The organism is Streptomyces sp. NPDC051322, assembly GCF_040689485.1.
In the GTDB taxonomy this organism is placed as follows: Bacteria; Actinomycetota; Actinomycetes; order Streptomycetales; family Streptomycetaceae; genus Streptomyces.
The window spans coordinates 336,167-347,618 of the sequence record NZ_JBFBAK010000008.1; the positions used below are offsets into that span (position 1 = coordinate 336,167).

10 protein-coding genes and 1 pseudogene are annotated in these 11,452 nt (G+C 69.6%); 4 read left to right on the forward strand and 7 right to left on the reverse strand.

Annotated elements, in window-relative coordinates:
* Positions 1 to 2: 2 nt before the first annotated feature.
* The gene (locus AB0436_RS20820; protein ID WP_366469370.1) at positions 3 to 491 is read right to left on the reverse strand and encodes an Lrp/AsnC family transcriptional regulator; all 489 of its coding nucleotides are present in this window, start codon (positions 489 to 491) and stop codon (positions 3 to 5) included.
* Positions 492 to 669: 178 nt separating this feature from the next.
* On the opposite strand from AB0436_RS20820, the gene AB0436_RS20825 reads away from it, so the two are divergent.
* On the forward strand, positions 670 to 2,109 hold the full coding sequence (locus tag AB0436_RS20825; protein WP_366469371.1) for a gamma-aminobutyraldehyde dehydrogenase: 1,440 nt from the start codon (positions 670 to 672) through the stop codon (positions 2,107 to 2,109).
* Between the two features lie 39 nt (positions 2,110 to 2,148).
* Here the strand turns inward: AB0436_RS20825 and AB0436_RS20830 are convergent, their stop codons facing one another.
* On the reverse strand, positions 2,149 to 2,766 hold the full coding sequence (locus AB0436_RS20830; protein WP_366469372.1) for an XRE family transcriptional regulator: 618 nt from the start codon (positions 2,764 to 2,766) through the stop codon (positions 2,149 to 2,151).
* A gap of 73 nt (positions 2,767 to 2,839) precedes the next feature.
* Here AB0436_RS20830 and AB0436_RS20835 point away from each other — a divergent pair, with 73 nt between their 5' ends.
* Positions 2,840 to 4,420 carry a bifunctional NAD(P)/FAD-dependent oxidoreductase/class I SAM-dependent methyltransferase gene (locus AB0436_RS20835; protein WP_366469373.1) on the forward strand — a complete coding sequence of 527 codons (1,581 nt, stop codon included), beginning with the start codon at positions 2,840 to 2,842 and terminating at the stop codon, positions 4,418 to 4,420.
* Positions 4,421 to 4,437: 17 nt separating this feature from the next.
* Here the strand turns inward: AB0436_RS20835 and AB0436_RS20840 are convergent, their stop codons facing one another.
* From AB0436_RS20840 to AB0436_RS20855, 4 genes are all read right to left on the reverse strand, one after another.
* Complete coding sequence (locus AB0436_RS20840) at positions 4,438 to 5,220, reverse strand: SAM-dependent methyltransferase (protein WP_366469374.1); 783 nt, start codon at positions 5,218 to 5,220, stop codon at positions 4,438 to 4,440.
* Positions 5,221 to 5,329: 109 nt separating this feature from the next.
* Complete coding sequence (locus AB0436_RS20845; RefSeq protein ID WP_366469375.1) at positions 5,330 to 6,565, reverse strand: serine hydrolase domain-containing protein; 1,236 nt, start codon at positions 6,563 to 6,565, stop codon at positions 5,330 to 5,332.
* A gap of 125 nt (positions 6,566 to 6,690) precedes the next feature.
* Positions 6,691 to 7,407 (reverse strand): glycerophosphodiester phosphodiesterase, encoded by a 717-nt coding sequence (locus AB0436_RS20850; RefSeq protein WP_366469376.1) that lies wholly within the window; start codon positions 7,405 to 7,407, stop codon positions 6,691 to 6,693.
* Between the two features lie 32 nt (positions 7,408 to 7,439).
* Positions 7,440 to 8,465, reverse strand: a complete 1,026-nt coding sequence (locus AB0436_RS20855) for an adenosine deaminase (protein ID WP_366469377.1) — start codon at positions 8,463 to 8,465, stop codon at positions 7,440 to 7,442.
* Positions 8,466 to 8,650: 185 nt separating this feature from the next.
* Between AB0436_RS20855 and AB0436_RS20860 the strand changes: the two genes are divergently transcribed.
* Complete coding sequence (locus AB0436_RS20860) at positions 8,651 to 9,331, forward strand: DUF4190 domain-containing protein (RefSeq protein ID WP_366469378.1); 681 nt, start codon at positions 8,651 to 8,653, stop codon at positions 9,329 to 9,331.
* On the opposite strand, the pseudogene AB0436_RS20865 reads toward AB0436_RS20860, so the two are convergent.
* Positions 9,312 to 9,816 (reverse strand): annotated as a pseudogene (locus AB0436_RS20865) (NADAR family protein). The gene AB0436_RS20860 and the pseudogene AB0436_RS20865 overlap by 20 nt on opposite strands.
* Before the next feature lie 127 nt (positions 9,817 to 9,943).
* On the opposite strand from AB0436_RS20865, the gene AB0436_RS20870 reads away from it, so the two are divergent.
* Positions 9,944 to 11,452, forward strand: coding sequence for a gamma-aminobutyraldehyde dehydrogenase (locus AB0436_RS20870; protein ID WP_366469379.1), 1,509 nt, complete (start codon positions 9,944 to 9,946; stop codon positions 11,450 to 11,452).

Genomic DNA, 11,452 nt, shown 5'->3' on the forward strand with positions numbered 1-11,452 from the left:
GACTATCGGGTGCCCCACTGGTAGGTCTGCTTCTTCAGCTTGAGATAGACGAAACTCTCGGTGGCGCGCACTCCGGGGAGCGCGCGGATCCGCTTGTTGATCAGTTCGAGCAGATGGTCGTCGTCCTCGCAGACGACCTCCACCATGAGGTCGAAGGAACCCGCGGTCATCACCACGTAATCGACCTCGTTCATCGTGGCCAGCTCATCGGCGACCGGATCGAGATCGCCCTCGACCGTGATGCCGACCATGGCCTGACGCCGGAAACCCACGGTGAGCGGGTCGGTGACGGCGACGATCTGCATGACACCTTGGTCCTGCAGCTTCTGGACGCGCTGGCGCACGGCCGCCTCGGAGAGGCCGACGGCCTTGCCGATCGCGGCGTACGGACGCCTGCCGTCCTGCTGGAGCTGTTCGATGATTGCCAGGGAGACGGCGTCGATCGGAGAAGTGCCGTTCCCGTTCCTGGGTTCTGCGCTACGACTGGCCACGCCCACACTCTGCATGAGACCTCGCCCGTCACGCAAGCCCAAAGCGATGAAATTCGTTGTCTGACGGCTCTTGGAGAACTGAATCCGAAGTTGACAGCGGCCGGGTATGTCGAAAGCGTCACCTCTGCGACTAGGGTGGAAGTCTCACCCACTGGACATCTGAGAGGGAGGGGTGGCTGTGACCACCGAGCTGCGCCGGCTGCGTAACTACATCGACGGAGACTTCCGGGACGCCGCTGACGGGCGGACCATTGACGTGGTCAATCCGGCGACCGGCGAGGCGTACGCGACGTCGCCGCTCTCCGGCCAGGCGGACGTCGACGCCGCCATGGACGCCGCCGCCGCGGCGTTCCCGGCCTGGCGCGACGCCACGCCCGCGGAGCGTCAGCGGGTCCTGCTGAAGATCGCCGACGCCTTCGAGGAGCGGGCCGAGGATCTGATCGCCGCCGAGAGCGAGAACACCGGGAAGCCGATCGGGCTGACCCGGACCGAGGAAATCCCGCCGATGGTGGACCAGATCCGCTTCTTCGCGGGCGCCGCACGGCTGTTGGAAGGCCGTTCGGCGGGGGAGTACATGGAGGGCATGACCTCCATCGTCCGCCGTGAGCCGGTCGGCGTCTGTGCGCAGGTGGCGCCCTGGAACTACCCGATGATGATGGCCGTGTGGAAGTTCGCCCCGGCGTTGGCCGCGGGCAACACCGTGGTGCTCAAGCCGTCCGACACCACTCCGGCCTCCACCGTGCTGATGGCCGAGATCATCGGCGCCATCGCCCCCAAGGGCGTCTTCAACGTCGTCTGCGGAGACCGGGACACCGGTCGCGCGATGGTCGAGCACAAGGTGCCCGCGATGGCTTCCATCACCGGTTCGGTCCGTGCCGGGATGCAGGTGGCGGAGTCCGCGGCGAAGGACGTCAAGCGGGTTCATCTGGAACTGGGCGGCAAGGCACCCGTCGTGGTCTTCGAGGACGCCGACATCGCGAAGGCCGTGGAGGACATCTCGGTCGCGGGCTTCTTCAACGCGGGCCAGGACTGCACGGCGGCCACCCGGGTGCTGGTGCACGAGTCCATCCACGACCAGTTCGTGACGGAGCTGGCGAAGGCGGCGGCCGGCACCAAGACCGGGCACCCGGACGACGAGGACGTGCTGTTCGGCCCGCTGAACAACGCCAACCAGCTGAAGCAGGTCAGCGGGTTCATCGACCGGCTCCCCGCGCACGCCAAGGTGGAAGCGGGCGGCGAGCGGGTGGGCGACAAGGGTTACTTCTACGCCCCGACCGTGGTCTCCGGGCTCCGCCAGGACGACGAGATCATCCAGCAGGAGGTGTTCGGCCCGGTCATCACCGTGCAGTCGTTCCGCGACGAGGAGCAGGCGCTCGGTTATGCCAACGGCGTGGAGTACGCGCTGGCTTCGTCGGTGTGGACCAAGGACCACGCCCGGGCCATGCGGATGTCCAAGAACCTGGACTTCGGCTGCGTCTGGATCAACACCCACATCCCGCTCGTCGCCGAGATGCCGCACGGCGGATTCAAGAAGTCCGGCTACGGCAAGGACCTGTCGGCGTACGGCTTCGAGGACTACACCCGCATCAAGCACGTGATGACGTCCCTGGACGGCTGAGCGGGCGGACCCTTACCGCCCAGAATCAGCGCCGGCGCATCAGTGCCCGCCGGTCCGTTCGGGTGGATCTTCCGTCCTGGGGCGGGCGCGTACGTGTGCGCGCTCGCCCTGGGCGCCGAAGAGGCTGAGGAATTCGACCGGTTCGGCATCGGCGGCCCGGAACCAGTGCGGCACACGGGTGTCGAACTCGGCCGCTTCTCCCGGTGAGAGCGTGAGATCCCGCTCGCCGAGGACGATCCGCAGCCGCCCGTTGAGGACATAGAGCCACTCATAGCCCTCATGGGTCTGGGGATCGGGTTCCCTACGGCGGCTGCCGGACGGGATCACCAGTTTGTATGCCTGGATGCCGCCTGCTCGCCGGGTCAGCGGCACCATCGTCATGCCGTGGCGGATGACCGGGCGCAGATGGATGCGCGGGTCGCCGGTCGGCGGCGCTCCGACGAGTTCGTCGAGCGTGACGCCGTGTGCCCTGGCCAGTGGGAGCAGGAGTTCCAGGCTCGGCCGACGGGTGCCGGACTCCAGCCGGGACAGCGTGCTCACCGAGATGCCGGTCGTAGCGGACAGGTCGGCCAGCGTGATGTCGCGCTGCCGGCGCAGCGCGCGCAGCCGCGGGCCGACCACGTTCAGCGCTTGGTCCAGGTCATCGTTCATGACCATCAGTTTGCCAGACCGGCAACGAAGCTTGCGGTATTGGCGCGGTCCTCGCATGGTCGTCGTGGAGGTGGTCACGGTGACCGATCGGCTGATGGACGGCTATGACGTAGTGGTGCTCGGTGGCGGCGCCGCCGGGCTGAGCGGGGCGCTGATGCTGGCGCGGGCCCGGCGGTCGGTGGTGGTGATCGACGCCGGAGCCCCGCGCAACGCCCCGGCCACGGGCGTGCACGGGCTGCTGGCCCGGGAAGGAATACGGCCGGCCGAGTTGCTGGAGCGGGGCCGGACGGAAGTCCGGGGCTACGGCGGCCACGTGGTGTCCGGGGAGGTCGCCGCCGTGACACGTGAGGGCACGGAACCGTTCGAAGTGACGCTGGCCGACGGCAGGTCCGTGCGGGCCCGTCGCCTGTTGGTGGCTACCGGACTGGTCGACGAGTTGCCGGACGTGCCGGGGCTGCGCGAGCGGTGGGGCCGGGACGTGCTGCATTGCCCCTACTGCCACGGCTGGGAGGTCCGGGACCAGGCCATCGGGGTGCTGGCCAGTGGTCCGATGTCGGTGCACCAGGCGTTGCTGTTCCGCCAGTGGAGCGAGGATGTCACGTTCTTCTCCCACACCATGCCGCTGCCGACCGGCGAGGAGAGGGAGCAGTTGACCGCACGCGGGATCCGCGTGGTGCACGGTGAGGTGGCGTCCCTGGAGATCGCCGGCGATCGTCTGGTGGGCGTACGGCTGAGTGACGGCACGGTGGTGAGCCGCGAGGCACTGGCGGTCGCACCACGGATGGTGGCGCGGACCGGTTTCCTCCGCGCGCTCGGGTTGACAGCGCGGGAACACCCGTCGGGCGTCGGTGAGTTCGTCTCCTCCGATGCGACCGGCCGTACGGACGCCAGCGGGGTGTGGGTGGCGGGCAACGTCACCGACCCCGCCGCCCAGGTCGGAACGGCTGCCGCGGCGGGCGCTGCCGCAGCAGCCCAGATCAACGCCGACCTGGTCGCCGAGGAGACCCGCCAGGCGGTGGCCGACCGGGCCGCCTCCGAAGAATTCGGAAAGGCCTTCTGGGAAGAGCGTTACCGCGGCCAGCACGCCCCGGCCGACGGCAGGCAGCCCAATCCGCAGTTGGTGACGGAGACCGGAGAGCTGGCCCCCGGCACCGCACTGGACGCGGGCTGCGGCGAGGGAGCCGACGCCATCTGGCTCGCCTCGCACGGCTGGCGGGTCACGGCCGTGGACATCGCCGACGCCGCGCTGCGGCACGCTCGGAAGCACGCCGAAACCCTCGGCGGCGACATCACGAGCCGGATCGACTGGGTACAGGCCGATCTGACCGGTTGGGTGCCCCCGGAGGAACACTTCGATCTGGTCTCCACCCACTACGTGCATGTGGCTGCGGACCGTGCGGCACTGTTCCGCCGGCTGGCCGCATCGGTCGCGCCGGGCGGCACGCTGCTCATCGTCGGCCACCAGTCAGGTGATGCCGAGACCGCCGCCCCGCACGCATCCTCGGCGGTGCACTTCACCGCCGAGGAGATCGCGGCCGACCTCGACCCCGAGCGGTGGGACATCGCCGTCACCGAGGCCAGAACCCGGTCGGCCCCCACCCATGACGGCCACGAGGTCACCCTCCGCGACGCCGTCGTCCGGGCCCGAAGGCGTCCATGACCGCGGGCCGGGCGGCGTCAGGGTTTGCGGGCGACCGCTCCGAACTGGGCGACGTCCGGCCCGTCCGCCACCCTCCCGCTGCGCCACCGGGCGCACGACACGATGCCCGGATCCAGGAGTTGCAGGCCTTCGAAGAAGGTGGCGAACTCCGCGCGGCTGCGGGCCGTGATCGGCGGAGTGGCGTTCTCGTTCCAGAAGCGCATGGCGTCCTCGTTGCCCTCGCCGCCCAGTTCCAGTGTGGGGTGGGTGATCACCAGGTGACTGCCGGACGGCACGGCAGCCATCAACGCCTGTACGGATCGCCGGGCCTCGGCGGTGTCCAGGACAAAATTCAGGACGCCCAGGAGTATCACCGCCACCGGCTGCCCCAGGTCCAGCGGCGGCTGCGCCGACCGGAGGATCTTCTCCGGGTGCCGGACATCCGCTTCGACGTAGTCGGTGACCCCTTCCAGGCTGCTGGTCAGCAGTGCCCGGGCATGGGCCAGCACGCTGGGGTCGTTGTCCACGTACACCACCCGCGCCTCGGGTGACACCCGCTGGGCGACCTGGTGGGTGTTGTCCGCCGTCGGCAGGCCGGTGCCGATGTCCAGGAACTGGCGCAGTCCCACCTCGCGCGTCAGATGTTCCACCACCCGGCCGAGGAAGGCCCGGTCGGCGCGGGCCACCTCCCCGATGCTCGGGAACATGCCCGCGACCTGGTCGCCCACGGCCCGGTCCACCGGGTAGTTGTCCTTGCCGCCCAACCAGTAGTTCCACACCCGGGCGTTGTGCGCGATGTCGGTCCTGATCCTGTCGGGCATTTGCTGCTGCACTCCTTCGCCAGTGGTCCACGTCATTGTGTCCCACGCACTCGGCGGGCAGGCGGGCGGACAGGCGGACCGGAGGATCCCGCGGTGCGGCGGGCCGGCCTCAGTCGGACGACGGGGTGCCGAAGGTGGCGACCACGATCTTCATGGCGGTCGGGTTCATTTCCTCGCCCTTCGCGTCCGTCCCGTTCACGCTGTAGACGAGGGTTCTGGAGAGATCACGGGTGGCCGCGAGCACTGTGTCGTATCCCCATCGTGCACCCGTTTTCGCCCATACCCGGCGTCCGCCGAGAGTCACCGTGGAAAGCCCCGAGCTGTACTCCGCTTCGCCCTTCTCCAGATGAGGCAGCGTGAACATCTCCTCCAACTGAGGTTCGGGTACGACGTGTCCGCGGAACAAGGCGCGGGTGAAACGCTCCAGGTCGGCGGTGGTGGAGATGAGGTCTCCGGACGCCGGGGTGTCCGTAGCGCCCCATACGCTGACGTCGCGCAGTTCGGACGTACCGTCGGGGCGCTGATAAACCTGATAGCCGTGGTTGTGCGGGCCGTGAATACGCGGGTCGGCGCCCGGGAACGACGTGCCGCGCAGGCCCAGCGGCCGCAGAATGCGCCGGGTGACCTCGTTCGCATAGGAGTCGTGGGTGATCCGCTCGATCAGCACCCCGGCAACGGTGTAGCCGATGTTGTCGTACTTCTGCTGCGTGCCCGGGGCGAACAGCGGTTTCCTGGCCACCGAGGAGGCCACCAGCTCCTGCGGGGTGTGCAGGTCGAATCGGTGCTGATACCACTCCTCCTCGGTGTCTCCCGGCAAGTCCGAGGACGGCAGCCCGCTGGTGTGGTTCAGCAGCTGACGCACGGTCACGTGCCGGTACGCCGCCGGTATCAGGTCGGGCAGATAGTGCCGAACGCTTCGGTCGAGATCCACCCGGTGCTCGGAGGCCAACTGCAGGACGACGGCGGCCGTGAAGACCTTGGTCACCGAACCGGCCCGGAACCGGGCATCGGGGTCGGCCGCACGGCCGGACGCCAGGTCATGCACGCCGGCGCTGCCCCGCAGGCTGCCGCGCGTGCCTCCCACCCTGACGAGTGCGGCCGTGGTGTCTCCGTTCGGCAGATCGGAGAGCGCGTCGCAGAGGGCCCCGGTGCTCCGGCACCGGGGTGCCGGGGCAGAGGTGGGCGATCCGGCGAAAGCGGGGACGGCGGTGCCGGCCGTGAGCCCCAGGGCGAGGGTGGCGGCCAGCACGGCCGCGGCACGGGCGGGCCGCCCGGCCCGGCCGGCCCGTGCGGTGCCGGAGGGGGTGCTGGTACGGCAGGTGCGGACGCGGGTACGCGGGCTCATCGGGGCTCCGGGGCTTGATGGCTGTCGTCCTGACCCGCACCATCCTGATGATGACCCGTGCCCGCCGGATCCTCTTCCCGGGCGACTCCACCCGGACCCACCCAGGACATCGAACCCCGTGCGTGTCAGGGGAGTTGCTGGGGACTCCCCCCTAGGGGTGCGGCGGTCCGCAGCAGATCGGCCAGCACGTCGATGCGGTTGGTCGTGATCGAGTCGACGCCCCGCCGGATCAGCCGCCGCATGGTGCGTCCGGTGTCGGCGGTCCACGCGGAGACCAGCAGCCCGTCCCGGTGAGCACGGTCGCACAGCTCCGGACTCACCAGCCCGAAACGGTAGTTGAGCCAACGCGGTCTCACCGCTTCGAGGAGCACCGGACGCGGTGGGGCGAGCGACGTCCACGTCATGGCGATCTCGGCGGCCGGATCGGTCCGGCGCACCGCGAGCATCGCGTCCGCGCCGGCGCAGTAATACACGCGGTCGGCGGCGCCGCACTCATGGACGACGCCGACGACCTTCCGGGCGTCGGCATCCGAGGCGTTCGGCAGGTCGATCATGACGCGGTGGTCGCCGACTGCCGACAGCACCGCGCGGAGCGACGGCACGCCCTCCGCGGTCAGCCTCCGCAACTCGTCGGCGGAGACCATGACGAGCGGACGGGCATGACCCCAGAGCCGCTCCAGCGTCGGATCGTGCAGAAGTACCGCTTCTCCGTCCGCGGTGAGTCGTACGTCGACCTCCACAGCGTCCGCACCCCGCTCCAGCGCCGAGCGGATGGAGGGCAGGGTGTTCTCGCGGACACGGTAGGGGTCGCCCCGGTGGGCCACAGCGGTGACGGTGCGCATGCCGTCATCTTCGCGGGCACGACGGGGCGCGGCTACTTCGGCAGCCAGGTCGCGGTGTACGCGTCGATCTCGGCGGTGAGCTGCGCTTTGCCCGTCTCGTCCAGGAACGACGCCTGTACAGCGTTCTTCGCGAGGGCGGCGGTGCCCTGCTCGTCCAGGTCCAGGAGGCGCGCGGCGATCAGGTACTCGTTGTTGAGATCGGTACCGAACATGGGCGGGTCGTCACTGTTGACGGTGACCAGGACGCCCGCGTCCACCATCTCCTTGATCGGGTGCTGGTCGAGCGTGGCGACGGCGCGGGTGGCGATGTTGGAGGTCGGACAGACCTCGAGCGCGATGCGGTGCTCGGCGAGGTAGGCGAGCAGCTCGGGGTCCTGGACGGCGCTGGTGCCGTGACCGATGCGCTCGGCGCCCAGCTGGTGCAGAGCGTCCCAGATGGTCTGCGGTCCCGTCGTCTCGCCGGCGTGCGGCACCGAGTGCAGGCCGGCCGCGATCGTCCGGTCGAAGAACGGTTTGAACTGCGGTCGGCCGACCCCGATCTCCGGTCCGCCGAGGCCGAACGAGACCAGACCTTCGGGGCGCAGGTCCAGCGCGAGCCGGGCGGTCTCGACCGCCGATTCGAGACCGGCCTCACCGGGGATGTCGAAGCACCAGCGAAGTATGGTGCCGAGCTCCGCCTCGGCTGCCTTGCGGGCGTCCTCGATCGCCTCCATGAAGGCCTGCTCGGGGATCCCCCGGCGGACGGAGGAGTACGGGGTGATGGTGAGCTCCGCGTACCGGATGTTCTGCCGTGCCATGTCGCGTGCGACCTCGTAGGTCAGCAACCGGACGTCCTCCGGCGTGCGGATGAGATCCACCACCGACAAGTACACCTCGATGAAGTGACCGAAGTCGGTGAAGGTGAAGTAGTCGGCGAGCGCCTCCGGGTCGGAGGGGACCACGGAGTCGGGGTGGCGAGCGGCGAGTTCGGCGACGATGCGGGGGGAAGCGGATCCGACGTGGTGCACGTGCAGCTCGGCCTTGGGTAGCCCCGCAATGAACGGGTGCAGATCGGTCATCAGGGTCCTCCGGTGTGCGGTGCGCTCTGTCGGTTCGCCGATCATCGTATGCGGGGTGCGCGGGGCTGCGACCGCACGCTCTAGCATGACGAGCCAAGGATGGGGGAGGCCCAATGCCAGACAATGCACAGCGCCCTTCAGGGGATCAGGGGCCGAAGGACCCATGGGCTCCGCCGGAGCACAAGGTGCCGTTGGAGAAGTCGCAGTCATCGCCGGCCACCCCGGCGCACGACCAGCCGACGGTCTCGGGCGCGGGGAACCAGGGGGCGCCGGCGGACGCGGTGCCCGGACAGCCGGTACACGGACAGCCGGTCCCGGGGCAGCCGGCGCCCGGATATCCGGGCGCTCCGCCCGCACCGCCGGGGTTCATACCGCCGCCGCCGATCGCACCGAACGGTCCGGGCCAGAATCCGCCCGGCGCCTATGGCTACCCGTCGTACCCGGGTGCCGTGGCGGGCGGGCAGCCGCCTGGTTACCCCGGCTACCCCGGTTATCCGGGCTACGGCCCGCAGGGTGGCTGGAACACCATGCAGCAGGGGCCGGCGAACGGCTTCGGCGTGGCCGCGCTGGTGCTCGGCATCGTCGGTGTGGTCATCTTCTGCGCCTGGGGGCTGGGCATCATCGTCGGTTCCCTCGCCCTGATCTTCGGCATCCTCGGCCGGAAGCGCGCTCGGCGCGGCGAGGCGAACAACGGCGGTATGGCGCTCGCCGGGATCATCCTCGGTTCCATCGGGATCGTCGTCAGCGCGGTTGTCCTCGGCTTCATCATCTGGGCCCTCCAGCACGACGACAACAACAACTCCGACCCGTACGACTACGGCGACGACACGTATTCCAGCGTGCTGGTCATCGGGACGGGCCGGTAGCACCCCGCAGCCGTGCCCTGGCGTCCATGAGGGCGAACCCCAGCAGATTGAGACCGCGCCAGCGGTCCGGCTGCTGGGCCCGCTCGTCGTCCGCGGGCTGGGCCCCGCTCGTCGTCCGCGGCCGGCCCGATGCCCGGGACCCGGTCCAGCGGGCCGGCCTCGACCGGCACTCGGTCCCCGGTGGCCGGCAGAAAGTCGCGCACCAGCCGTCCGGCTCTCTCGGCCGGCGCCGGGTTCGCCGCGCCAACGGCCAAGCGCTCCGCTTCGCTGTCGCCGAAGAGCAGGGCCTTGCCGGCCATCATCCAGTGCTCCGCTGTCGCGTACCGCACGCCGTCGACCGTGCAGGGCGACTCCCACCACTTGCTGAGGCAACTCGCCCCGATCCTGCCGTCCCGCCGGGGCGCGTGCCCCCAGAAGCTCAGAAACACGGGAGTCCGGCAGCCGCCACGGACAATCCGTCGTGGATTTGCCTGTCGAGACGACAGATGGTCGACCGATTCCGTCGCGTAACCAAAAGGAAACAACGGAATCACTTGTTGCTAAGTCATTGCTCTGCCAGGATCGGCACTCAATTCGAGCTTGGGCTACGGACTGTGTGAGGGTGGACGGAGCGTGACGGTGAACGGCTTCCAGGTGCACGACCGGTTCGCGGCCGGTGCGCAGTACATCGGCGGGCGGTTGCGGCCCGGTACCTCGGGGGACGTCCAGGACGTCGTTGACCCCGCGACCGGCGGGACGGTCTTCAGTTACCGGCTCGCCGGGGCCGCCGATGTCGATGCCGCGGTGGCGGCGGCGAGCGCCGCCTTCCCCGGCTGGGCCGCCGCCACCCCGGGCGAGCGCTCCGACGCGCTGCACCGCTTCGCGGGCGTACTGGCCGACCGGGCCGAGGAGTTCGCGTATGCCGAGTCGCTCCAGTGCGGCAAACCGATCAAGCTCAGCCGGGAGTTCGACGTTCCCGGCACCGTGGACAACGCCTCCTTCTTCGCGGGGGCGGCGCGTCACCTCCAGGGCCAGTCGGCAGGCGAGTACAGCAGCGACCACACCTCGTACGTACGCCGTGAGCCGATCGGCGTCGTCGGATCCATCGCGCCCTGGAACTACCCGCTCCAGATGGCCGCCTGGAAAGTCCTTCCGGCCGTCGCGGCAGGCAACACCATCGTGCTCAAACCCGCCGAGATCACCCCGCTCACCTCACTGATGTTCGCGCAGGCCGCGACCGAGGCGGGCATCCCGGACGGTGTGATCAACATCGTCAACGGCGTCGGGAAGGTGGCGGGCGAACACCTGGTCGGCCATCCGGATGTGGTCATGACGTCGTTCACCGGGTCCACGACGGTCGGCCGGCGGGTCGCCGAGATCGCCACGGCCACCGTCAAGCGCCTGCACCTGGAGCTGGGCGGCAAAGCGCCCTTCGTGGTCTTCGACGACGCCGACCTGGACGCCGCGGTGCACGGCGCCGTCGCGGGTTCGCTGATCAACACCGGCCAGGACTGCACGGCGGCCACCCGCGCCTACGTCCAGCGGCCGCTGTACGACGCGTTCGTCCGGGGCGTCGCCGACCTGATGAACACCGTCAGGCTCGGCGATCCCTTCGACGCGTCGACCGACCTCGGCCCGCTCATCAGCCACGCCCAGCGCGACCGGGTCGCCGCCGTCGTCGACCGCGCGCGTGCCTCCGCGCGGGTGGTCACCGGCGGCAAGGCGCCGGCCGGCGACGGCGCGTACTATCTCCCCACCCTGATCGCCGACGCGCCCCAGAGCAGCGAGATCGTCCAGTCCGAGATTTTCGGCCCGGTGCTCGTCGTGCTGCCCTTCGACTCCGACGACGAGGGCATCGCCCTCGCCAACGACACCCCCTACGGGCTGGCTTCATCGGCCTGGACCCGTGATGTCTTCCGGGCGAACCGGGCGACCCGGGACATCAAGGCGGGCTGCGTCTGGATCAACGACCACATTCCGATCATCAGCGAGATGCCGCACGGCGGATACAAGGCCAGCGGCTTCGGCAAGGACATGTCCTCGTACTCGTTCGAGGAGTACACACAGGTCAAGCATGTGATGTACGACAACACCGCGGTAGCCCGCAAGGACTGGCACCGCGCGATCTTCGGGGACCGATAA